The following is a 22,958-nucleotide window of genomic DNA, read 5'->3' on the forward strand; positions in this document are numbered from 1 at the left end:
TCAGTCCAGCCGGACGATCTTGCCCGGATTGAGGATGTTGTCGGGATCGAGAGCCTTCTTGATCGCCGCCATCATGTCGAGGCCGGCGCCATGCTCGCGGGCAAGGTATTTCATCTTGCCCTGGCCGACGCCGTGCTCACCGGTGCAGGTCCCGCCCATTTCGATGGCGCGCCAGTTGAGCCTTTCGATGAAGGCCTCAGTCTTGGCGATCTCCTGCGGATTGTCGACATCTACCAGCACGAGGACGTGGAAATTGCCATCGCCCACATGGCCGACCAGCGGGGCGAGCAGGCCGTTGGCCTCCACATCCTTGTAGGTCTCGTCGATGCACTCCGCCAGTCGCGAGATCGGCACGCAGACATCGGTCGAAACGCCCTTGCACCCCGGCCGCAGGCCGAGCGCTGCCCAGTAGGCATCGTGCCGCGCCTTCCAGAGCCGGGTGCGATCCTCCGCCTTGGTGGCCCAGACGAACTCGCCGCCGCCGTTGTCGCGCGCGATTTCTCCGAAGATCTCGCTCTGCTCGCGCACGCCCGCCTGCGTGCCATGGAATTCCAGGAACAGGGTCGGCGCTTCCTGCAAGTCCAGCTTGGAATAGGCGTTGCAGGCGCGAATCTGGTTGGCGTCGAGCAGCTCGATACGCGCCACCGGCAGGCCGGACTGGATGGTGGTGATCACCGCGTTGCAGGCGGATTCCAAGTCCGGGAAGGGGCAGACGCCGCCCGAAACGGCCTCCGGAATCCCGTAGAGGCGCAGCGTCACCTCGGTGATGATGCCGAGCGTGCCTTCCGAGCCGACCATCAGCCGGGTGAGATCGTAGCCGGCCGCCGTCTTCTTGGCCCGTCCGCCGGTATGCACGATGCGCCCGTCGGCCGTCACCACGGTCAGCGCCAGCACGACGTCCTTCATCGTGCCGTAGCGCACCGCATTGGTGCCGGAGGCGCGCGTCGCCGCCATGCCGCCAAGGCTCGCATCCGCGCCCGGATCGATGGGAAAGAACAGGCCCGTGTCGCGCAGATATTCATTGAGCTGGGTGCGGGTCACGCCGGCCTCGACCACGCAGTCGAGATCCTCGGCATTGACCTGCAATACCCGGTTCATCTGCGACACGTCGACGGAGATTCCCCCGGCCGGCGCGTTGACATGGCCCTCCAGCGAGGAGCCGGTGCCGAAGGGAATGATCGGCACCTTGTGCTGGGCGCAGATCTGCACGACATCCGCGACCTCTTGCGTCGAATGGGCAAAGACCACCCCGTCGGGAGCCTGATTCGGCAGCCAGGTGGTGGTATGGCCGTGCTGTTCGCGCACCGCGGCCGAGGTCGTGAAGCGTTCGCCGAACCGCTGCGCGAGGATCTTCAGCGCAAGGTCGATCCCTTCCTCGTTGCGTTGTACGGATGCCTGTAGGCTTGCAAGGCTCATTATTCTCTCCCGCTCAACCGATGCCGACGTCTCCGGCGCCTGCGGGCACCTGGCGCGAATTTGCGTTTCCTGCCGGTCTCGGACTAGGTTTGGCGCAAACTAGCAAAAACGGCAATCCCGGCCAAAGACTTCCGCCCGTTTCACCCGCAGCCGGAACAGGCCGGCGAGCCTCACAGGATGGAAGGAGCGCCATGTCACAGCCGAGCCGCCAGCCAGCCCCCTTCACCGGGTCGATCCAGGAGGTCAGAAGCGAGTGGCTGGACTATAACGGCCATCTCAACATGGCCTACTACAATGTCCTCTTCGACACGGCGCTCGACGAGGCCTTCATCCATCTGGGCCTTGGCCCCGACTACGCCCGCGAGCGCGGCGCCTCCTTCTTCACCGCCGAGACCCACCTTTGCTACCTGCGCGAACTCAACGGGGGAGATCGCGTGCGCGCCACGGTTCAACTCGTTGATTTCGACGCCAAACGGGCGCATCTCTACCAGGAGCTTCACCACGCGGACGACGGTTTCCTCTCGGCAACGTCCGAGCAGGTCTCTCTGCATGTCGACCTTGCCGCCCGCAAGGTGGTGCCATGGCCGCAGGACGTGCTGGAGCGGCTGGAGGAGATGAGGGAGAGCCATGCGGTGCTCGGCCGGCCCGAGCGGTCCGGGCGACGTATTTCCCTTGAAAGACGCTGACGAAAGACGCTTGAGGCTCAAAGAGCCAGGCGGACGGCTGGACGAGCGATGACCGGTCTGCTGACGCAATTGAAACGCCTGCCCGTGCTGACCGCGGGATGGATCAAGCCGAACATCCGGCTTTTCCGCTCCACGCGCCTGCCACTGGTCTGGGCGCTCGCCATCGTCATCGGCGTCCTGACCGCGATTGCCGCCATCCTGTTCCGCATGGCCATCGGCGCCTTCCAGTGGCTGTGGCTCGGCACCTCGGCGGAAACGGTTATCACCGCCGCCGCGACGGTGCCCTGGTGGGTTATCCTCCTGGCCCCGACGCTCGGCGGGCTGTGCATCGGCATCTTCCTGCAGACGATCCAGCCCAAGCAGCGCACCGGCGGCGTGCCCGACGTGATCGAGGCCCGCGTCCAGGGCGGCCGCGGCCTGCCCTTCTGGTCCGGCATTTCCTCCGCCTTCCTCACCTCCGCCTCGCTCGGCTGCGGGGCCAGCGCCGGCCGCGAAGGCCCCGTCGTGCATCTGGGCGCGACCATCGGCACCGCGCTCTGCCAAACGTTCCGCCTGCCCGATGCCGCCCGCCGCATCCTGCTTGCCTGCGGCGTCGCCAGCGCGGTGTCCGCCTCGTTCAACGCGCCGATCGCCGGCGTTCTCTTCGCCCATGAGGTCATTCTCGGCCACTACGCGATGACCGCCTTCGTGCCTATCGTCATCGCCTCGGTGCTCGGCACACTGATGTCGCGCCTGTGGTTCGGCGACATCGCCGCCTTCTCGATCCCCGAATACCAGATCTCCTCCTTGCTGGAGATGCCGGCCTTCGCCCTGCTCGGCCTCACCTGCGCCGCCGTGGCGGTGATCTTCCAGTTCTCGTTGATCGGCACGGATTGGGTGGCCCGCAACATCTCCATGCCACTGTGGCTGCGCCCGGTGATCGGCGGGCTGGCGGTCGGCGCCATCGGCATCGTGTTTCCCGGCGTTCTCGGCGTCGGTTACGAGGCGACCGACCTTGCCCTGCGCCAGGAACTGCCGCTGATGACCATGCTGGCGCTGCTGGTCGCCAAGACGGCGGCGACCTCGATCACCCTTGCCTCGCGCTTCGGCGGCGGCATCTTCTCGCCAGCGCTCTATCTGGGCGCGATGACCGGCGGCGCCTTCGGCCTGATCGCGGCAGCCGCCTTCCCCGAGCTCGCCTCCTCGCACGGTCTCTATGCGATCCTCGGCATGGGCGCGGTTGCGGCGGCCGTTCTCGGTGCACCGTTCTCCACCACGATGATCGTGTTCGAGCTGACCGGCGGCTACGCGCTGTCCATCGCGCTGCTGATCGCCGTGTCCATCGCCACCGGCCTGACCCAGGCGGTGCACGGGCGCTCCTATTTCCACTGGCAGCTGGAAATGCGCGGCGTGATGCTGAACGAGGGCGCGCACAAGTGGCTGGTGCGCATCGTCCACGTCTCGGATTTCGTCGAGCGGCTGCCGGACGACGCGGAACCGCAAACCCACGATCCGGAGGCCGACGGCGCCAGCCTCAAGCTCGACGACACGCTGGAGGCAGCGCTGAAGGTCTTCGACGAGAGCGGCACCAACAAGCTGCCGGTGGTGGATGCGGCCGATCATACCAAGGTCATCGGCCATGCCACCCATGTGCGGGCGCTGCGCTTCTTCAACGCCGAGCTGATCAACAACCAGGTTGAGGAGCACCGCTGAGCGGCGCTCCTCGACCCGTTATAGCGCCCCTTACAGCGGCGCCGTCGCCCGCTCGAGCCAGGCCCGCGTCGCCTCGTCCACCAGCGGCCCCAGCTCGCGCAGGACGCGGGCATGATAGGCGTCGAACCAGGCCCTCTCCTCGGCGCTGAGCATCTCCGCCGCCACCGCCCGCCGGTCGATCGGGGCAAGCGTCAGTGGCTCGAAGCCGAGCATCGCCCGCTCGCCGCCCTCGATGGCGGCCGGCGGCGTCACCAGCTCCAGGTTCTCGATCCGGATGCCGTGGCTGCCGTCGCGATAGTAGCCCGGCTCGTTGGAGACGATCATGCCCGGCTCCAGCGGCACATGGCCGGTCTTGGCGATGCGCTGCGGCCCCTCGTGCACCGACAGGTAGGAACCGACGCCGTGGCCCGTGCCATGGTCGAAGTCGAGACCGGCCTTCCACAGGGCGATACGGGCCAGCGCATCGATCTGCGCGCCGCTGGTGCCGACCGGAAACCGCGCGGTGGCGATGGCGATGTGCCCCTTCAGCACCAGTGTGAAATGGCGCTTCTGGTCCTGCGGCACCTCGCCGACGGCAACGGTGCGGGTGATGTCGGTGGTGCCGTCCTCGTACTGGGCACCGGAATCGATCAAGAACAGGCTGTTGTCCGGGATCGGCAGGTTGCTGCCCCGGTCGACCCGGTAGTGGCAGATCGCGGCATTGGGACCGGCTGCCGAAATGCTGTCGAAGGAAATCTCCTTCAGCTTGCCGGTCTCGGCGCGAAATGCCTCAAGCCGCTCGGCAACGGCGATCTCGTCGAGCCCTCCGGCAGCCGCCGCGCCATCCAGCCAGCACAGGAAGCGGGCAAAGGCCGCACCGTCGCGCAGATGCGCGGCCCGCGCACCGGCGATCTCCGCCGCGTTTTTCACTGCCTTGGCCTTGGTCACCGGATCCGCGCCATGCTTCACCTTGCCGCCGGCGGCGAGTACGGCGCTCGCCAGCGCATCGCCCGCCCAGTCGGGATCGACCAGCACCGTGGCCCCCGACGACCCGAGCGCGCTCAGCGCGCCCGTCAGCCCGCCCGGCTCGGCGATGTCGGCCAAGGCCTCCAGATGGTCGCGCGAGGCATTGGTGAGCTTGCGGGCGTCGATGAAGATCTGCGGGCGCCCCTCGCGCGGCAGGATGGCGAAGGACAGCGGCAGGGGCGTGTGCGACACGTCGCTGCCGCGAATATTGAACAGCCAGGCGATGGAATCGGGCTGGGTCAGGACGAAGGCATCGCCCCCCGCACGGCGCACTTCCGCGGCCATCCGCGCGACCTTCTCCTGCGCCGCCTCGCCGGCGAATTCGGGAGGATGCACCTGAACCTGGCCGAGCGGCGGCTCCGGCCGGTCCTCCCACACCGCATCGAGCGGATTGCTGTCCACCGCGACCAGCTCCGCACCTGCCCTGGCGCAGGCTTCGGCAAGCCGCCTGGCCCCGTTCACCGTATGCAACATCGGATCGTAGCCGAGCTTCTGGCCCGGCTGCAGCTTGCCCGCCAGCCACTCGGACGGCGGCGTCTCGATCAGGTGCATCGGCCGGAAGACGCCGGTATCCACCTGCTCGCGCACCTGGATCGTATAGCGGCCGTCGACAAAGATCGCGGCCTCGTCGGCCAGCACGACCGCCATTCCGGCCGATCCGGCAAACCCCGTCAGCCAGGACAGCCGCGCGTCGCTGGGCGGCACATATTCGCCCTGATGCGCATCGGCGCGCGGGATGAGGAAACCGTCAAGGCCCCTGCGGGCCAGCTCGCGCCGCAGCGCCGCGCAACGCGCGGAACCGACGGACGGGTCGATGACATTGTCGAAGGACTGGAACATGCCACGACGCTAGCGCCAAAGCCGGCGCTGCGAAAGGGCGTTGAATGCGCCCCCGGGCGGCTTTTGCACATGCGCAAGGCAAGCTTTTGCCGGGGATTTCAGCATCTGCTTTGTTGCGTTGCAAAATTATGAATTCGCACATGCAGCAATCGCAGCACTGCCATGCACTTATGGCGCTTTTCGCATGGCCCGGCACTCCCCATACTCTGTGTCGAGAGTTTGAGGGAGGAAGCTCTATCTAGAGACCTCGAACCGGAGACTAAGACCATGGCCATTGCCACCACGACCACCACCGCCATCTCGGGCGTATCGCGCAGCTCTTCCAAGAGCGTGTTCCGCAAGGCGCTCGACTCGATGATCACCGCTCGTGAGCGTCAGGCTCGCCGCTATGTGAACGGCTACCTTCTGTCGCTCGACGACGCCACGCTCGCCGCCTACGGCTACGACCGGGCCGAGCTGGAGCGCAACAGCTCGCTGACCTCCGCGTTCTGATACGCAGGTCACTGACTGTACAGAAACGGGCCCGGCGGTCACTCCGCCGGGCCCGTTCCGTTTTCTGCAGCAGGCTCTTGCGGGTCGTCAGCCCTCGTGGCGGCCGCGCACCAGCGTCAGCGTCAGCCAGCCGTCGCGGTTCTGCCGGCGCACCAGGTGAAAGCCCTGCATGCCATAGGCGAACAGGATGCGCGGGCCGTCCTCCACGCGCAGGCCCGACAGGACCAGCGTCGCCGAGCGGGTCATGCGTGCAGACAGGCCGGCGGCCATGCGCATCAAGGGCCGGGCGAGAATATTCGCCACCACCAGATCGAAGGGGCCGGCTTCCGCGAAGATCCGGCTGTCGACGCCCGCTGCCGTCGCCGTGCGCACCAGGTTGCCGGCAAGATTGTGGATCGCGTTGGCGCGCGCCGTGATGGTTGCCACCGGATCGATGTCGGTTGCCAGCACCGGCTGTCGGGACAGCCGCGCCATGGCGATGGCCAGAACGCCTGTGCCGGTGCCCAGGTCCAGCATCCGCGCATAGGAGCGGCGGGTCAGCAGCCGGTCGATCTCGATCAGGCAGCCCGCCGTCGTCCCGTGATGACCGGTGCCGAACGCTAGCGCCGCCTCGATCTCGATGGAAATGCCGGCGAGCGGGCGCTTTGCGCGGTCATGCGAGCCATGGATGAAGAAACGGCCCGCCTGTACCGGCGACAGGCCTTCCAGGCTCTTTTCCACCCAGTTGATGTCTTCCAGTTCCACCGCCTCGACAGGCGCGGCAAACGCGTCCGCACCCAGCCGGTCCTTGACGAGTTCGGCCGCCTCCGTCTCGCTCATGTCGAACAGCAGGATCTCGGCGGTCCATTCCCGCCCATCCGCCGACGCTTCGAAAACGGTCACCGGATTGCCGTCGTCCTCGAAGTCGCGCGACAGCAGCTCATAGATGCGCTTCGCCTCGATCTCGGGGGCGGTGATACGGACGCGGATGGTGGACATGATCTCTCCGGAGACAGGAAACAGCGCCCGCCCTATAGCGCCCGAAAGCAGGGGGCATCAATCGCATTCGCGCTGGATGGGGAAACGCGCGCCGTTCAGTGCCGTTCGACGAAGCTGTCGAGCACCTTCTTGCGCCCTGCCTTATCGAATTGCACCGTCAGCTTGTTGCCTTCGATGCCGACGACCTCGCCATAGCCGAACTTGAGGTGGAACACCCGCTCGCCCATGTCGAAGGCCGACGGCGTGTCGGATACCGACTTGGCGACCAGCTCGCCCTCGATCATCCGCGGCCCGCCCGATTGCCCGCCTGACTGCCGGCCGCCGCCCGATCCCATCCGCCCGCCAAAGCCGCCGCTACTGGTGCTGCCCTGCGCTTGCGAACGCTGCGCCCGCTGCCAGCCCGGCGTCGAATAATTCGCCTTGAAGGGATCGCGCGTGTCGAAGCGGCTGGCGCCGTAGCCCCCGCCGCCATAGCCGCCGTAATTGCTGGACTGCTCGACCACGTCGACGTGATCGGCCGGCAGCTCGTCGAGAAAGCGCGAGGGGATGGAGCTCTGCCACATGCCGTGGATGCGCCGGTTGGAGGCGAACCAGATCTTCGCCCGCCGCCGCGCCCGGGTGATGCCCACATAGGCAAGCCGCCGCTCTTCCTCCAGCCCCGCGCGGCCGCTCTCGTCGAGCGCGCGCTGATGCGGGAAGAGGCCCTCCTCCCAGCCGGGGAGGAACACCGTGTCGAACTCAAGGCCCTTGGCCGAATGCAGCGTCATGATCGACACCGCGTCGTTGTTGCCGTCCGCGTCCCGGTCCATGACCAGCGCGACGTGCTCCAGGAAGCCGGCGAGCGATTCGAACTCGTCCATCGAGCGGACGAGTTCCTTCAGGTTGTCGAGCCGGCCCGGCGCCTCCGCCGAACGGTCGTTGCGCCACATCTCGGTATAGCCGCTCTCGTCGAGAATGATCTCGGCCAGCTCCGTATGCGACATGGCCGGCACCAGGTCGCGCCAGCGGTCGAAATCGGCCAGCAGCATGCGCAGCGTCGTGCGCGCCTTGGGCTTCAGTTCCTCGGTCTGGCACAGGTCGGAGGCCGCCTGCATGAGCGGGATACGGTTCGCCCGCGCGTAGGCATGAACCAGCTTCAGGCTGGCCTCGCCGAGGCCGCGCTTGGGCGTGTTGACGATCCGCTCGAAGGCGAGGTCGTCGGCCGGCTGCACCACGCAGCGGAAATAGGCCATCGCATCGCGGATCTCCATGCGCTCATAGAAGCGCGGGCCGCCGACCACCCGGTAGTTGACGCCGAGCGTGACGAACCGGTCCTCGAACTCGCGCATCTGGAAGGACGCGCGCACCAGGATCGCCATGCTCTCGAGGCTGTGCCCCTTGGACTGCAGCGCCTCGATCTCGTCGCCGATGGCGCGGGCCTCTTCCTCGGAGTCCCAGGCGGCGGCAACGCTGACGCGCACTTCCTCGCCTTCCGGGTCCACGACGTCGGTGAACAGCGTCTTGCCCAGGCGCCCCTCGTTATGGGCGATCAGGTGCGAGGCGGCGGCGAGGATATGGCTCGTCGAGCGGTAGTTGCGCTCCAGCCGGATCACCTTGGCGCCGGGAAAGTCGTGGTCGAAGCGCAGAATGTTGTCGACCTCGGCGCCGCGCCAGCCGTAGATCGACTGGTCGTCGTCGCCGACGCAGCAAATGTTGCGGTTGCCCTGCGCCAGCAGCCGCAGGAACAGATACTGCGCGATGTTGGTGTCCTGATACTCGTCCACCAGCATGAAGCGGAAGCGGTTCTGGTACTCGGCCAGCACGTCCGGATTGTTGCGGAACAGCGTGATCACATGCAGCAGCAGGTCGCCGAAATCGGCGGCATTGAGGATCGACAGCCGCTCCTGGTACTGCTCGTAGAGCGCCCGGCCCTTGCCGTTGCCGAAGGAGCGCGCCTCGCCCTCCGGCACCTGGTCGGGCGTCAGGCCGCGGTTCTTCCATCCGTCCAACTGGCTGGCGAAGGCGCGCGCCGTCCAGCGCTTGTCGTCCAGCCCCTCGGCCTGGATGATCTGCTTGATCAGGCGGATCTGGTCGTCCGTATCGAGGATCGAGAAACCGGACTGCAGGCCGATCAGTTCGGCGTGTCGGCGCAGGATCTTGACGCAGATCGAGTGGAACGTGCCGAGCCACGGCATGCCTTCCGCGCTCTCGCCGATCAGACGCTCGATCCGCTCCTTCATCTCGCGGGCGGCCTTGTTGGTGAAGGTCACCGCCAGGATCTGGCTCGGGAAGGCCCGGCGCGTTGCCAGGATATGGCCGATACGCGTCGTCAGGACGCGGGTCTTGCCGGTGCCGGCACCCGCCAGCACCAGGACCGGACCGTCCAGCGTCTCGACCGCCTCGCGCTGCTCCGGGTTGAGGCCATCGAGATAGGAGCCGGGTTCGGGCGGACGCGGCCCCAGCGCCGCGCGGGCACGCGCGGCAATGCCGCTGCCGCCGCTCGCCCGCTCCAGGTCGCTGCCCCGCGCCTCATGCTCCGCCCGCCCCTTTTCCGGGTCCTGGTGGAACTGTCGGGTATCGGCGGGATGATTGGCCATGCGGGAGAGTGTCTCGACGGGTCTGGGTCACGGATCTGAAACCGCGCGGGCCGTGGCCCTTGCGATTCTGTTCTCTCTTTGGACCATATATAGCAGCTTGTCCCGTCAAATGGAGGGGCGCAATCGCTCGCGCCCCTCCCTCTTGGCTTTTGACGCCTTTGTTATTCAGAAAAACGCTCAGGCCGCGACGAGCGACACCAGTGCCGGGGCCGCCTGTTCGAAGCGCAGCGTGTAGCGCCCGGCGCCGGCAGCAGAGACGGCCGCCGCAAGCACCTGCCCGTCGGCAAGCTGCAGCATGACGGCCTGCCCGAGCTCCAGCCGGGCCGATGCGGAAACGGCGGCTTCATGCACGTCCGCCTCCTCGACCCGCGCCCGGTAGCGGCGCCCCATGGCGGTGACGATGACGGCCTCGCGCATTTGCGCCTGCACCTGCGCACGCCGCGCGGCGAGATCGACCGAGATATCCGCCAGGAACGTCTCCACCTCGCCCGCGAGTTGCTGTGTCACTTCCGCAAGGCTCGAGGAGACCGCGCTGACATTTCCGGCGAAATGGGCGGTACGCTCGATCGCGGAGGTCACCGAGGTGACGTTGTCCGCCACCGTGTCGGTGCCGTCCGAGGCGGCAATCACCGAGTTGGCGATCTCCTGCGTCGCCGCGCGCTGCTGCTCCACCGCACCGGCGATGGTTGTGGTCAGCTCGCGGATATTCGTCATGACGCTGGCGATCTCCCCGATGGAGCCCACCGCGCCTCGGGTCGAGGCCTGGATGCCCGTCACCTGTGCGGCGATATCCTCCGTCGCCTTGGCGGTCTGGCCGGCAAGGCTCTTCACTTCGCTGGCAACGACCGCAAAGCCCTTGCCCGCCTCGCCGGCGCGCGCGGCCTCGATCGTGGCATTCAGCGCCAGCAGATTGGTCTGCTCGGCGATGTCCCGGATCAGGTTGACCACCGAGCCGATCTGCTCGGCCGCCTGCGACAGGGAGGCGACTTCGGCATTGGTCAGCTGGGCGCGCTCGGCGGCCGAAGCCATCAGGCCGCTCGCCTTGGCCGTCTGATCGGCAATCTCGCTGATCGAGGCGGAAAGCTCCTCAGCGGCCGCGGCGACCACCTGGATATTGCCGGACGCCGTCTGCGTGGCGTGGCTTGCGGCTGATGCGTCGGTCGCGGCGCTGCTTGCCCCTTCCTCCAGCGTCTCGGCCGAGGAGCGCATGTCGCCGGCCTTGGCCCCTGCCGTCGACAGGGTCGACGAGACGCTGCCGCGGAAGCCGGCGATCATCGTCTCGATGGCCGACTGCCGGTCGCGCTCGCGCAGGCGCTCCTGCTGCAGGTTCCGCTCCAGCTCGATGCGCTCGATGGCGTTCTCGCGGAAGATCTCCACCGCCCCGGCCATGGCGCCGATCTCGTCGCGGCGGCCGACGCTGGTCACCTCGACGCTGGTGTCGTTGGCCGCAAGCCGGCGCATGACACCGACCAGTTGCGCCAGCGGCGGCGCGATGGAGCGGTAGACGCCAACGAAGATCACCGCCATCACGACGACCAGCGCGACCATCAGCCCAAGCTCCCAGAGGAAAGCCCGCTGGTTTTGGGCCGCGGCCTCTGTGGCAGCGGTCAGGATCTGGCGGGAGATCTCGTCTTCGACCTGCTTCAGTTGGTCGATGCGCGCCGTACTGACCGCGAACCACTGCGGACCGCTGACGGCGGCGACATCCCCGCCGAACGGCGCCGACACGGCAACCTGTCTCAGAGCGTCGATTTCCTTCACGGCCGCACCGGACAGAGCTGCGTCGTAGGCGGAGAGCATCTGCGGCGTGGCATAGCGGCGGAAGCTCTCGAGCGAGACCTCCTGCATGGCGCCGAGGCGGATGAAGTTCCGGTAGACGGCTTCGCCGAAGCTGCCCGAGCCGAAGCCGACGGCGCCGGTGGCCCGCTCCAGTCCCGCCCGCTCCTTCGCCTGCAGCAACGCGCTATAGGCCAGGACCGGGCGCAGCATGTCGCCGGAGCTGATCAGCGTCGTCATGCCTCCGACCATGTCGAGCAGGTTGCCGATGATGGGGGTGTAATAGGCGCCGACATCGGAGCTGGCGAGGCGCAGCGCGTCGATGTCCGCGCGGACCCGCTCCAGGTCCTGAAGCGCCTGCGCAGCCTTGTCGCGAGGCGCGGTAAAGTTGTCCGCCTCCAGCCGTGCCGTCGCCGCGCCGATGCGTGCGACATAGCGCGCGATCGCCTCGTCGGTGGCCTTGCGCTGGTCGCCGATCACGTCGGAAAACGAAACGCCCTTCGACCCGACGAAGCCGGAGGACATTCCGCGCTCCTTCTGCAGCTGGTGCACAGCCTCGGAAATCACCGGGGCAAGATCGAGCACCTCGCCGACGAAGCGTTCCTCCTGGACGTGCTCGAACCGAACCGCCAGCTCCATGGCGCTTACGACAAGCAGGCCGCAAAGCGGAATCGCACCCAGCAGAACAAGTCGCAAACCGATGGAACGGTTCACAAATCCAGAAAACATAAGCTTCTCTCCAGACGCCAATGAAACGGCTCACATGAGAGAGATGATCGACACCTGGGGTTGAAATTCCCTTACAAGACAAGGATCAGTGTGATTAAATTCCGAAAAGACAAATAGTTTCAAGGTTACGTACTGCACCCCATAGGTGTTGTACTTAAGTTGATTCGCACAGACTCATCCGCCGGACATCTCGATCCAGGCATCCTCGTCGATGACGTCGATGCCCAGTTCCTCGGCCTTTTTCAGCTTCGAGCCGGCGCCTGGACCGGCGATCACCAGGTCGGTCTTCTTCGACACCGAGCCCGAGACTTTCGCCCCCATCGCCTCGGCACGCGCCTTGGCCTCGTCGCGGCTCATCTTCTCCAGCGTGCCGGTGAAGACCAGCGTCTTGCCGGCAACGGGGCTTGCGCTCGCCTCCACCCGTTCCATCGCCTGCGGCCGGATCTGCGCCAGCAGCGCATCCAGCGCGTCGCGATTGTGGTCCTCGGCGAAGAACTCGACCACGGCCCGGGCCACCGTCTCGCCGATGCCGTCGATATCCATCAGTTCGGCAAAGGCATCGGAGGCCGGGTCCGCCGCCGCCTGCATCGCCGCGCGGAAGGTCCCCCAGTCGATATAATGGCGGGCGAGCAGCTTGGCGTTGCCCTCGCCGACATGGCGGATGCCGAGCGCGAAGATCACCCGGTTGAGCGGCATCTCGCGCCGCGCGTCGATGGCGGCGAAGAGGTTGGCAGCGCTCGTCTCGCCCCAGCCGTCGCGGTTCCTGAGTTTGATCAGCGGCGAGGCGGCGTCCCGCTCCGCCAGGGTAAAGATATCGGCCGGTTGGCGGATGCCGCCCTCCTCCATTGGCAGGTCGAAGAAGAACTCCACCTGCTTGTCGCCCAGCCCCTCGATGTCGAGCGCGTGCCGTGAGACGAAGTGCTTCAGCTTTTCCTTGGCCTGCGCCGGGCAGATCAGCCCGCCGGTGCAGCGGCGCACGGCGTCGATGCGTCCACTCGATGCGTTGACGTCGCGCACCGCGTGGCTGCCGCAGGCCGGGCATGTGGTCGGGAAGGCGAAGGGCTCGGAACCTTCCGGGCGCTTGTCGAGGTCGACGTCGACGATCTGCGGGATCACGTCGCCGGCGCGCTGGATCTGCACCGTGTCCCCGACCCGGATATCCTTGCCGCCGCGGAGCGGCTCGCCGGTCTGGCCGATGCCCTTGATGTAGTCCTCGTTGTGCAGCGTCGCATTGGAGACGACGACGCCGCCCACCGTCACCGGCTCCAGCTTGGCGACCGGGGTCAGGGCGCCGGTGCGCCCGACCTGGATCTCGATGCCGCGCAGCACGGTGAAGGCCTTCTCGGCCGGGAACTTGTGGGCGATGGCCCAGCGGGGCGCGCGCGAGACGAAGCCGAGGCGCGACTGCAGGTCGAGCCGGTCGACCTTGTAGACCATGCCGTCGATGTCGTAGCCGAGCAGCGCCCGCTCCTCCTCGATACCGTGATAGGCGGCGAGGATCTCTTCTACGGTCTCGCAGCGGACCATGCGGGCGTTGATCGAAAAACCCCATTCGCCGAGCAGCTGCACCATCTCGTACTGGGTGGCGCGCGGCACCTCGCTCATCTCGCCCCAGGCATAGGCGAAGAAGCGCAGCGGCCGCGACTTCGTCACCTCCGGGTTGAGCTGTCGCAGGGAGCCTGCCGCCGCGTTGCGCGGATTGGCGAAGACCTTGCCGCCCTGCGTCTCCATCCGTGCGTTCAGCGCACGGAAGTCCTCGTGGCGCATGTAGACCTCGCCGCGCACCTCGACAATGTCGGGCGCACCGTCCGGCAGGCGCTGGGGAATGTCCTCGATGGTCAGCGCGTTCTGCGTCACATTCTCGCCGACCGTGCCATCGCCGCGCGTTGCGGCCGTCACGAGGCGCCCCTTCTCGTAGCGCAGCGACAGCGACAAGCCGTCGATCTTCGGCTCCGCCGTCACCGCAATCGCCCCCATCAGCGGATCGAGCTTCAGGAAGCGGCGGATGCGGCCGAAGAAGTCGCGCACGTCCTCGTCAGCGAACGCATTGTCCAGCGACAGCATCGGGATCGCATGGGTGACCTTGCCGAAGCCGTCCGCCGGCGCACTGCCGACGCGCAACGACGGGCTGTCGGAGCGCACGAGATCGGGAAACCGCGCCTCGATCGCATCGTTGCGCCGCTTCAGCGCATCGTAGTCCGCATCGGAAATGACCGGCGCGTCCTCGCCATGATAGCGCCGGTCGTGGCCCGCGATCTCCTCGGCCAGCCGCTCCAGCTCCAGCGCGGCCTCTTCCAGGGTCAGGTCTTCGACGGCGCGGGACGAAAGGTCAGTGTCGGACATGGGATCGCATCTTCTGGCATCGGATATCGCGGAGCGGGAACGGGTGTTCGGCTCCCGCCTGGCGAGGGAGTATGGCGCTGCGGACGAGCAAGGCAAAGGGCGGCGAGATGCTTTTCCAGCCCTGGTTCAGCTGCTCACGCGCGCGGGGCGTCGGAGAGCAGCCGGTCGGCCGCCGCGCGGGCCTCGTCGGTGATCGTGGCGCCGGCCAGCATCCGCGCGATCTCCTCGCGCCGATGGTCGACATCGATCCGCTTCACCCGCGTCGCAACACGGTCCGCGCCGGCATCTTCCTTCATAATGAGGAAATGCCCGCCCGCCTTTGCCGCAACCTGCGGCGCATGGGTGACGGTCAGCACCTGCACCTTGCCGGCAAGGCGCGCCAGACGGCTGCCGATGGCCTCGGCCACCGCCCCGCCTACGCCCGTGTCGATCTCGTCGAAGACCAGCGTCGGCGCCGAGCCCTTGTCGGCCAGCGACACTTTCAGTGCCAGCAGGAAGCGAGAAAGCTCGCCGCCCGAGGCGACCTTCATCATCGGACCCGGCTTGGTGCCCGGATTGGTCTGCACCCAGAATTCGATCGTGTCGATGCCCTCGCGGGACCGTACCTGCGGGTCGCTCTCCAGGTTCACGATGAAGCGCGCGCGCTCCAGCTTCAGGTCCGGCAGCTCGCGGGAGACCGCGTCTTCCAACGCCTTGGCCGCCGCCTGCCGGCGCTTGCTCAGGGCCGCCGCCTTGGCGTCATAGGCGCTGCGTGCCGCCTCGGCCGCCGAGGCCAGGCCGGCAAGCGCCTCCTCGCCGGCATCCAGCGCGGCAAGATCGGCCTCGAACCGTTCGCGCAGCGCCGGAAGGTCGTCCACCTGCACCTGGAACTTGCGCGCCGCCCCGCGTAAGGCAAACAACCGTTCCTCGGTCGCCTCCAGCGCGCGCGGGTCGAATTCCGTCTCGCGCACTGCCGCTTCCAGGCCCGCACGCGCGTCCTCCAGCCGGTCCAGCGCCTCGGCGAGGAAGCCGACGGGACCCGACAGCAGCTCCGGGGCCTGCTCGGCCTTGCGCTCCAGCCGCCGCCACAGCGAGGCGATCTCGGTAATGGGAGAGGCCGTGCCGTTGAGCAGGTCGAAGGATTCGCCGAGATCGCCGGCGATCTTCTCCACCTGCATCATCGACTGGCGCCGGTCGGCAAGCTCGGTTTCCTCGCCGATAACCGGCGCAAGTTTCGACAGTTCCTCGGCGGAGGCGCGCAGGTAATCGGCCTCGCGCCGAGCCGCCTCGATCCGCTCTTCCTGTTCGGCGAGCGCGCGCACCGCCTTGCGCATCGCCGCATGGGCGCTGGCAACCGCCGCGCAATCGGCCTCGCAGCCGCCGAAGGAATCGAGCAGCCGCCGGTGTTCGGCCGGATCGGTATAGGCCCGCGCCTCGTTCTGTCCGTGGATCTCGACCAGGAGCCCGCCGGCCTGCCGCAACAGGGAGACGCTCACCGGCGCATCGTTGATGAAGGCGCGGCTGCGGCCGTCCTCGGCCTGCACACGGCGCAGGATCACGTCGCCGTCGGCCTCCAGATCGTTCTCGCGCAGCAAGGCGCGCACGGGATGGGCCATCGGCACGTCGAAGGCGGCCGTCACCTGGCCTTGCGCCTGGCCGTGGCGCACGAGCCCGGCATCGCCGCGCCCGCCAAGGGCAAGGCTCAGGGCATCAAGCAGGATGGATTTGCCCGCGCCCGTCTCGCCGGTCAGCACCGACATGCCGGCGCCGAAGGCAAGATCGAGCCGGTCGATCAAGACGATATCTCGAATGGCAAGCGCAGCGAGCATGCGAGCGGATGACCGGGCCGGACTGGACATGTGCGGCGAAGCGCACGGGAAACCGCATCAGGTGTAGCTGGTGGCACCCGGTGGCCGCAACGCCAAACTGCTGGCGCAGCGATACGGGCAGGCCGTCAGGACGGTCGTTCCGTCGGCCTTCTGCGGGACGGCAGGCGTGCTGCCGTCGGCGGGATGCTAAAGCGAAACGCTGTTGAAAGCGCGGCTGATCCAGCTGCCCGAATCCTCGCTCGGGCTGTAACCGCCGGTCTTCAGCAGGCTGAAGGCATCCTTGTACCACTGGCTGTCCGGGAAGTTGTGGCCGAGCACGGCGGCCGCGGTCTGGGCCTCGTTGACCACGCCGAGCGCATAGTAGCTCTCGGTCAGGCGGAACAGCGCTTCCTCGATGTGGCGGGTGGTCTGGTAGTTGGTGACGACCACCTTGAAACGGTTGATCGCCGCGATCTGGTGGTTCCGCTTCAGGTAGTAGCGGCCCACTTCCATTTCCTTGCCGGCGAGCTGGTCCTGCGCGGCACGGACCTTGGTCGCCGCATCGGTGGCATATTCGGAATCGGGGAAGCGCTGGAGCAGTTCGCCATAGGCGGCGAGCGCCCGCTGCGTCATCTCCTGGTCGCGCGTCACGTCCGGGATCTGCTTGTGATAGGACTGGCCGATGATGTAAAGCGCGTAGGCGCTGTCCTCGCTGCCCGGATACAGCGTCGTGAAACGCTTGGCGGCGGTGATCGCCTCCGGGAACTTGCCCAGCGAATAGTTCAGATAGGCAAGGTTGATCAGCGACTTGCGCGAATACTCGGAATACGGATGAAGCTTGTCGACTTCCTGGAACTTCAGCCGGGCGTCGGACAGCCGTCCCTCGTTGCGCAACGACAGGCCCTCGTTGAAGAGCACTTCTGCCGGCGTGTCGTTGGTGGCGAAGTCGTCGTCGTCCTTGGTCGAGGAACAGGCAGCTAGCGTAACCGCAAGCAGGGCGAAGGACGCGATCCTGGCCTTGCGCAGACCGCCGGTGACGGTTTCCCTCGCCTTGGAACTGGACAATGCCACCATCACGTCAACTCACTCCTCGAACTCGGCGCCGGTTCGGCCCCGTCCGGACAATCCGGAGCGACCGGAAGGGGCGCCGCAAGGGCGTCCGTCATCCCGATCAGCGCGTGTTCTAACGGAAAACACCCGGCCACGTCACGCCATGTGAGGGACATTTGTCGCTTTTTTGTGGCCTGTCGTTTTGGGCAAGGCGGTTTTCCGCCATCCTCGGCCCGACCGGCGGCACGCCCTGCTCAGGACGCGCCCTGCGCCACGGCCAGCATCGGCATGTCCATCAGGGCCGGAGCCGGCCGCTCGAACGCGCCTTCGACGATCTCGAAGGCATCCTTGCCGGCGTTCTCGAACAGCTCGACCAGGATCGCGTGGTTCATGCGATGACCGCCCTTGTAGGAGCGGTAGAGGCCCAGGAACGGCAGGCCGGCAAGCGCCAGGTCGCCGACCGCATCCAGCATCTTGTGACGCACGAACTCGTCGCGCCAGCGGGTGCCTTCCGGGTTCATCACCTTGCCGTCGGAGATCGCGACGGAGTTCTCCAGCGAAGAGCCGAGGGCAAAGCCCATCGACCACAGCTTCTTCACGTCCTGCACGGAACCAAAGGTGCGGGCACGCGACAGCTCGCTGCGGAAGGTCTCCGGAGACAGGTCGAGCACCATCGACTGGCGGCCGATGGCCTCGGCGTCGAAGTCGATGGTCACATCGAAGCGGCAGCCCTCATGCGGGCGCAGCTCGCACCAGGCGCTGCCCTGGTCGACGCGGACGGTCTTCTTGACGCGGATATAGCGGCGCACGGCCTGCTGGCGGCGCAGGCCGACGGAATCGATGGCGGCGACGAAGGCATCCGAACTGCCGTCCATGATCGGCATTTCCGGGCCGTCCATCTCGATGATGGCGTTGTCGACGCCAAGACCCCGCAGCGCGGCCATCAGATGTTCGACGGTGGAGACGCCGCCGGCCTTCGGATCGCCGAGGACGGTGCAAAGGGCGGTGGCGGACACGGCGCGCCAATGCGCCGGAAACTCGACTTCGGAGCCGGTCTGCGGATTACGGTTGGTGAAGACGATGCCCGTGCCGGGATCGGCCGGCTGCAGCGTCACGTCCGCCCGATTGCCGGAATGCACGCCGATACCCTGCAGGGAGACGGCGCCGGCCAATGTCGTCTGCCGGTCGGAGGAGAGTTTCATCACCAGATCGTCCTGTCTGCGAGACCCTGAAAACGGATGCGATGGCGAGACCGAAAGGTCTTGAGGCTTGCGGGAAAATGCGCGCGAGTCGCGCCCCCGTTGAATCGCAGGGTGAACATACAGGGTCGGGGGGACGGATCAGAAATAAAGCTTTGTTACGATATGTAACGCTTCATTAAAAATGAGAGCTTTGAAAAATATAGCAAAATCCGCCCGCTCCCTCGAGGGCGGGCGATCCGGTGAGGAGCCGGATCGCCCGTTGAGGGAGTGTCGCGGATTATCCCGTCGTCAGTTCGCCTGACGACGCAGGAAGGCCGGAATTTCCAGCTGGTCTTCCTCGGACAGCGTGCGGGCCTGCGGGGCCTGACGACCGGTCAGGTCGAGCTGGCCGGCAGCCCCCTGCGCGGCCGGGCGGGCCGGTGCCGGAGCCGGACGCATCGCCGGCTGGGCCTGCTGCTGCACCGGGCGCGGCTGCGGAGCAGCGGCACGCGGCTGGGCGGCGGGCGCCGGACGCGGGGCCGGCTGCTGCGGACGCGGAGCGGGAGCCATCTCGGCTGCCGGCATCTCGTCCTCTTCCTCGCGGCGGCTCAGGCCGTTGGCGAGGCGACGCAGCAGGCTCATCGGACGGCGGTCTTCGCCGTGATGATGCTCCTCTTCCGCCGCACGGGCGTGGACATGAGCGCGCATCTCGCGCTGCGCCACGGGCGGGAAGTCCTCGATCGAGGGCATGCGCGCGGGCTGCGAGACGGTTTCTGCGACCGGCGGGATATAAGGCTCGACGACCGGCGCATCTGCGACGGGTTCGGCAAGATCCGCCTCGTCCAGATCCGCCAACGGGCTGTTGTTACCGATCATGCCCGGAGCCGGAGAAAAAGGGGCGATTTCCACCTCCGGATCGGTCGAGGCCTGGACCGGCTCGGGGATCTCGAGCTCCTGCTCGATCTTCTCCACCGTGGCCGGGCGCGCGGGCGCGGCCGGACGCGAAACCGGAGCGGCAGCGGCAGGGCGGGGACGCGCCACCGGGGCCGGCTCGGAGATCGTCTTCAAACGCTCGGTCAGCTCGGCCATGCGGGTTTCCGCCGGAGAGGCTTCCTCACGCAGCTCCTTGTCGATGCCCGTCGCCACGACCGACACGCGGATGATGCCGTCGAGGCTCTCATCGAAGGTAGCGCCCAGTATAATGTTGGCGTCGGCATCGACCTCCTCGCGAATGCGGGTGGCTGCCTCGTCCAGCTCGAACAGGGTCAGGTCGTTGCCGCCGGTGATCGAGATCAGCAGGCCGCGAGCGCCCTTCATCGAGGTCTCGTCGAGCAGCGGATTGGCGATCGCCGCCTCGGCAGCCTGCATCGCGCGCTTCTCGCCGGACGCCTCGCCCGTGCCCATCATCGCCTTGCCCATGCCGCGCATGATCGAGCGCACATCGGCGAAGTCGAGGTTGATGAGGCCTTCCTTGACCATGAGGTCGGTGATGCAGGCCACGCCCGAATAGAGCACCTGGTCGGCCATCGCGAAGGCGTCGGCGAAGGTGGTCTGTGCATTGGCGATGCGGAACAGGTTCTGGTTGGGGATGACGATCAGTGTATCGACCGCCTTCTGCAACTCGGTGATCCCAGCTTCGGCGATGCGCATGCGGCGCACGCCCTCGAACTGGAACGGTTTGGTGACCACACCGACGGTCAGTATACCCATCTCGCGCGCGGCCCGCGCGATCACCGGTGCAGCGCCCGTGCCGGTGCCACCGCCCATGCCGGCGGTGATGAACACCATGTGCGAGCCGGACAGGTGGTCGTTGATCTCGTCGATCACTTCCTCGGCGGCCGCCGCGCCCACGTCGGGCTGCGAACCGGCGCCCAGACCTTCGGTCACGGCGACGCCCATCTGGACGACACGCTCGGCGTGATTGCTGGCCAGCGCCTGGGCATCGGTATTGGCGACAACGAAGTCGCAGCCCTGCAGGCCGGCCTGGATCATGTTGTTCACGGCATTGCCACCGGCGCCACCGACGCCGAACACCGTGATTCTGGGCTTCAATTCCTGAAGATCAGGCATTTTCAAGTTGATGGTCATGGCTTCCTCGCGACCCTCGAGAGACCGTTGCCGGCGCTCTCACTCAAACCCTCAGTTCCCTCGTCATGCGCCGGGGGTTGTGCGACCCGACGCTTCCCGAGGCAGTTTCCCGCCTCAGAAACTATCCCGGATCCAGTTGCCGACCCTGGCCAGCGCACTCGATCCGAATGTCCATCTTGCGTTCGCGCCGCGCGGCTCGAACTGCTCGACCTGCGCCACCTGCGGATAGATCAGCAGTCCGACGGCGGCGGCGAAGGCCGGTCCCTTGGCGGCTTCCGGCAGGCCGGCGACGCCCAGCGGACGTCCGAGCCGGACCTGGCGGCCGAGAACCCGGCGTGCCACCTCGCTCAAGCCGGTGAGCTGGCTCGCTCCGCCGGTGAGCACGATGCGCTTGCCCACCCGCCCGGCAAAGCCGGAGGCGGTGAGCCTGTCGCGCACCAGTTCCATGATTTCCTCGACCCGCGGCACGATCACGCGCGTCAGCATCGAACGCGGGATCTGGTGCGGCAGGTCGCTGTCGGCATCGACCGGGGGAATGGAGATCAGGTCCCGTTCGTCCGCCTGGCTCGGCAGGGCCGAGCCCTGCAGCGTCTTGATCCGCTCCGCATCGGCAAGGCGCGTCGACAGCGCCCTGGCGATATCCATCGTCACGTGATGGCCGCCGACGGCAATCGCGTCGGTATGCACCATCTGGCCCTCGACGAAGACCGACAGCGTCGTGGTGCCGCCGCCCATGTCGACGCAGGCGACGCCGAGCTCCGCCTCGTCCTCCACCAGCGTGGACAGGCCGCTGGCATAGGGCGTTGCGACCATGGTCTCGACGGTCAGGTGACCGCGGTTGATGCAAAGCTCGAGATTGCGCACCGGCGCCACCTCGGCCGTCACCACCTGCATGTCGACGCCCAGACGGCGGCCGATCATGCCGCGCGGGTCTCGCATGCCGCGATTGCCGTCCAGCGTGTAGGCGATCGGCAGCGCATGCATCACCGCGCGCCCGTCGGCGACCGTGTGGGCGCTGCCGGCGGACAGCACGCGCTGGATATCGGCCTCGGTCACGGAATCTGACGCAAGCCCGACGCTGGCCGTGATGATCTCCGAGTTCAGCCGGCCGCAGGTGACGTTGGTAATCAGCGACTCCACCGTCAGCCCGGCCATGCGCTCGGCCGCGTCCACCGCCAGGCGGATCGCCTGCTCGGCCGCGTCCATGTCGACGACGACGCCGGACTTGAGGCCGCGCGAGCGCTGGTAGCCGTAGCCCAGCACCTCGATGGAGTGGGTGCGGCCGGGCAGCACGCAATCGTCGTTGCGCGGGCTCAGCTTGGCGATCAGGCAGCAGACCTTGGTCGAGCCGATGTCGAGCACCGAGACGACGACGGCCCGGCGGCCGGGCAGCGGCCGCATGCGCGGCAGATAGATCGGGGCGGACCGGCGGCTCATGCATTGCCTCCCGAGCGCTTGGCGCCCCGCGACTTGGTTTCGGCGTTGCGGCGCTCGATCGCCTCGTCGCTCATACGCACCACGACGCGGTCGGGCAGGCGGATGTCGACGACGGTGATATCGCGGGTCAGCAGCCCGTTGTCTGCGTCCATGCGGACCAGGTCGGAGAGCGCGCGGCCCACATCCGTTTCCGGCAGGCGCACGGTCAGACCGTTTTCCAGCAGCAGGTCCCAGCGCCGGTCGGAGACGAGGCGCGCGGCACGCACCCGTGCCCGCAGCTCCGGCACCTTCTCCAGCGCCGCCAGGATCTCGGCGCCGCGATACTGCGCGCCGTGACCGACCAGCATCAAGAGGTTGGCATAGCGCCCGTCGACATCGTCGCTGATCACCTGCCCCTTGGCATCGATCACCGACAGGCTGTTGCCGCGCTGCCAGAGCGCGAAGGCCTCGCGCTCGTCGATGCGCACCTGCAGCGTGCCCGGATACAGCTTCTGCACCGAAACCGTCTCGATCCACGGGATGCGGGCCAGCCGCTCGCGCGCCGCCGAGGCGTCGAACAGGGCGAGCGAGGTGCCCTGCTCGATCTCCAGCGCTTCCAGGATCTCGAACTCGGTCGTCTCGCGCTGGCCGGAGAGCTTAACGGCCGCGATCTCGAAACCGGCGGCCGAGGTAAGTGATTCGCTCACCGTGCGGGCATAACCGCCGACGGCCAGGGCATAGAAAATGGTCGCGGACAGGAAGACCAGCGCGCCGGCCGTGCCCGTCCACTCGGGAAGATCCTGCAGGATGCCGGCCGCGCGCCACAGGGGGCGGCGGTGCAAACGGGGCACGCCGCGACCGCGCGGCGCCAGCGCCGCTTCGATCGGCAGGACCATGTCCTCA

Annotated in this window: 15 protein-coding genes; 3 read left to right on the forward strand and 12 right to left on the reverse strand. The window is 67.3% G+C overall.

Features of this window, described 5'->3' with window-relative positions; all coding sequences use genetic code 11:
- The gene (locus H7H34_RS15440) at positions 1 to 1,416 is read right to left on the reverse strand and encodes an FAD-binding oxidoreductase (RefSeq protein ID WP_185925699.1); all 1,416 of its coding nucleotides are present in this window, start codon (positions 1,414 to 1,416) and stop codon (positions 1 to 3) included.
- 191 nt (positions 1,417 to 1,607) lie between these two features.
- Between H7H34_RS15440 and H7H34_RS15445 the strand changes: the two genes are divergently transcribed.
- Positions 1,608 to 2,102 (forward strand): thioesterase family protein, encoded by a 495-nt coding sequence (locus tag H7H34_RS15445; protein ID WP_067217269.1) that lies wholly within the window; start codon positions 1,608 to 1,610, stop codon positions 2,100 to 2,102.
- A gap of 48 nt (positions 2,103 to 2,150) precedes the next feature.
- Positions 2,151 to 3,794 carry a chloride channel protein gene (locus H7H34_RS15450; protein ID WP_185925700.1) on the forward strand — a complete coding sequence of 548 codons (1,644 nt, stop codon included), beginning with the start codon at positions 2,151 to 2,153 and terminating at the stop codon, positions 3,792 to 3,794.
- A 30-nt stretch (positions 3,795 to 3,824) separates the two neighbouring features.
- Here H7H34_RS15450 and H7H34_RS15455 read toward each other — a convergent pair whose 3' ends face one another.
- A complete protein-coding gene (locus tag H7H34_RS15455; protein ID WP_185925701.1) occupies positions 3,825 to 5,639 on the reverse strand; it encodes an aminopeptidase P family protein in 1,815 nt (604 codons plus the stop codon).
- A gap of 267 nt (positions 5,640 to 5,906) precedes the next feature.
- On the opposite strand from H7H34_RS15455, the gene H7H34_RS15460 reads away from it, so the two are divergent.
- On the forward strand, positions 5,907 to 6,131 hold the full coding sequence (locus H7H34_RS15460; RefSeq protein WP_120267158.1) for a hypothetical protein: 225 nt from the start codon (positions 5,907 to 5,909) through the stop codon (positions 6,129 to 6,131).
- 87 nt (positions 6,132 to 6,218) lie between these two features.
- Here H7H34_RS15460 and H7H34_RS15465 read toward each other — a convergent pair whose 3' ends face one another.
- The 10 genes from H7H34_RS15465 to H7H34_RS15510 form a co-directional block, all read right to left on the reverse strand.
- Positions 6,219 to 7,109 (reverse strand): 50S ribosomal protein L11 methyltransferase, encoded by an 891-nt coding sequence (locus H7H34_RS15465; RefSeq protein WP_120267157.1) that lies wholly within the window; start codon positions 7,107 to 7,109, stop codon positions 6,219 to 6,221.
- A gap of 95 nt (positions 7,110 to 7,204) precedes the next feature.
- Positions 7,205 to 9,685, reverse strand: coding sequence for an ATP-dependent helicase (locus tag H7H34_RS15470; RefSeq protein WP_185925702.1), 2,481 nt, complete (start codon positions 9,683 to 9,685; stop codon positions 7,205 to 7,207).
- A 177-nt stretch (positions 9,686 to 9,862) separates the two neighbouring features.
- Positions 9,863 to 12,190, reverse strand: a complete 2,328-nt coding sequence (locus tag H7H34_RS15475) for a methyl-accepting chemotaxis protein (RefSeq protein WP_185925703.1) — start codon at positions 12,188 to 12,190, stop codon at positions 9,863 to 9,865.
- A gap of 174 nt (positions 12,191 to 12,364) precedes the next feature.
- On the reverse strand, positions 12,365 to 14,533 hold the full coding sequence (ligA, locus tag H7H34_RS15480; protein WP_185925704.1) for an NAD-dependent DNA ligase LigA: 2,169 nt from the start codon (positions 14,531 to 14,533) through the stop codon (positions 12,365 to 12,367).
- 134 nt (positions 14,534 to 14,667) lie between these two features.
- Positions 14,668 to 16,341, reverse strand: coding sequence for a DNA repair protein RecN (gene recN / locus H7H34_RS15485; protein ID WP_185925705.1), 1,674 nt, complete (start codon positions 16,339 to 16,341; stop codon positions 14,668 to 14,670).
- 186 nt (positions 16,342 to 16,527) lie between these two features.
- The gene (locus tag H7H34_RS15490; protein ID WP_120267152.1) at positions 16,528 to 17,394 is read right to left on the reverse strand and encodes an outer membrane protein assembly factor BamD; all 867 of its coding nucleotides are present in this window, start codon (positions 17,392 to 17,394) and stop codon (positions 16,528 to 16,530) included.
- A gap of 230 nt (positions 17,395 to 17,624) precedes the next feature.
- Entirely contained in the window at positions 17,625 to 18,572 is a 948-nt protein-coding gene (lpxC, locus tag H7H34_RS15495) for a UDP-3-O-acyl-N-acetylglucosamine deacetylase (RefSeq protein ID WP_185925706.1), read from the reverse strand.
- Between the two features lie 288 nt (positions 18,573 to 18,860).
- Positions 18,861 to 20,639 (reverse strand): cell division protein FtsZ, encoded by a 1,779-nt coding sequence (gene ftsZ, locus H7H34_RS15500; RefSeq protein ID WP_120267150.1) that lies wholly within the window; start codon positions 20,637 to 20,639, stop codon positions 18,861 to 18,863.
- Between the two features lie 114 nt (positions 20,640 to 20,753).
- Entirely contained in the window at positions 20,754 to 22,040 is a 1,287-nt protein-coding gene (gene ftsA, locus H7H34_RS15505; RefSeq protein ID WP_208996658.1) for a cell division protein FtsA, read from the reverse strand.
- 32 nt (positions 22,041 to 22,072) lie between these two features.
- Positions 22,073 to 22,951 carry a cell division protein FtsQ/DivIB gene (locus tag H7H34_RS15510; protein ID WP_120267148.1) on the reverse strand — a complete coding sequence of 293 codons (879 nt, stop codon included), beginning with the start codon at positions 22,949 to 22,951 and terminating at the stop codon, positions 22,073 to 22,075.
- Positions 22,952 to 22,958 lie beyond the last annotated feature (7 nt).

Origin of the sequence: Stappia sp. 28M-7 (assembly GCF_014252955.1) — a bacterium.
Taxonomy (GTDB): Bacteria; Pseudomonadota; Alphaproteobacteria; order Rhizobiales; family Stappiaceae; genus Stappia.

What these genes read in the sequence shown, in the direction of transcription:
- H7H34_RS15440 (WP_185925699.1), bottom strand. Translation starts at nt 1,416, where the DNA reads ATGAGCCTTGCAAGCCTACAGGCATCCGTACAACGCAACGAGGAAGGG.
- H7H34_RS15445 (WP_067217269.1), top strand. Translation starts at nt 1,608, where the DNA reads ATGTCACAGCCGAGCCGCCAGCCAGCCCCCTTCACCGGGTCGATCCAG.
- H7H34_RS15450 (WP_185925700.1), top strand. Translation starts at nt 2,151, where the DNA reads ATGACCGGTCTGCTGACGCAATTGAAACGCCTGCCCGTGCTGACCGCG.
- H7H34_RS15455 (WP_185925701.1), bottom strand. Translation starts at nt 5,639, where the DNA reads ATGTTCCAGTCCTTCGACAATGTCATCGACCCGTCCGTCGGTTCCGCG.
- H7H34_RS15460 (WP_120267158.1), top strand. Translation starts at nt 5,907, where the DNA reads ATGGCCATTGCCACCACGACCACCACCGCCATCTCGGGCGTATCGCGC.
- H7H34_RS15465 (WP_120267157.1), bottom strand. Translation starts at nt 7,109, where the DNA reads ATGTCCACCATCCGCGTCCGTATCACCGCCCCCGAGATCGAGGCGAAG.
- H7H34_RS15470 (WP_185925702.1), bottom strand. Translation starts at nt 9,685, where the DNA reads ATGGCCAATCATCCCGCCGATACCCGACAGTTCCACCAGGACCCGGAA.
- H7H34_RS15475 (WP_185925703.1), bottom strand. Translation starts at nt 12,190, where the DNA reads ATGTTTTCTGGATTTGTGAACCGTTCCATCGGTTTGCGACTTGTTCTG.
- ligA (WP_185925704.1), bottom strand. Translation starts at nt 14,533, where the DNA reads ATGTCCGACACTGACCTTTCGTCCCGCGCCGTCGAAGACCTGACCCTG.
- recN (WP_185925705.1), bottom strand. Translation starts at nt 16,341, where the DNA reads ATGCTCGCTGCGCTTGCCATTCGAGATATCGTCTTGATCGACCGGCTC.
- H7H34_RS15490 (WP_120267152.1), bottom strand. Translation starts at nt 17,394, where the DNA reads ATGGTGGCATTGTCCAGTTCCAAGGCGAGGGAAACCGTCACCGGCGGT.
- lpxC (WP_185925706.1), bottom strand. Translation starts at nt 18,572, where the DNA reads ATGAAACTCTCCTCCGACCGGCAGACGACATTGGCCGGCGCCGTCTCC.
- ftsZ (WP_120267150.1), bottom strand. Translation starts at nt 20,639, where the DNA reads ATGACCATCAACTTGAAAATGCCTGATCTTCAGGAATTGAAGCCCAGA.
- ftsA (WP_208996658.1), bottom strand. Translation starts at nt 22,040, where the DNA reads ATGCGGCCGCTGCCCGGCCGCCGGGCCGTCGTCGTCTCGGTGCTCGAC.
- H7H34_RS15510 (WP_120267148.1), bottom strand. Translation starts at nt 22,951, where the DNA reads ATGGTCCTGCCGATCGAAGCGGCGCTGGCGCCGCGCGGTCGCGGCGTG.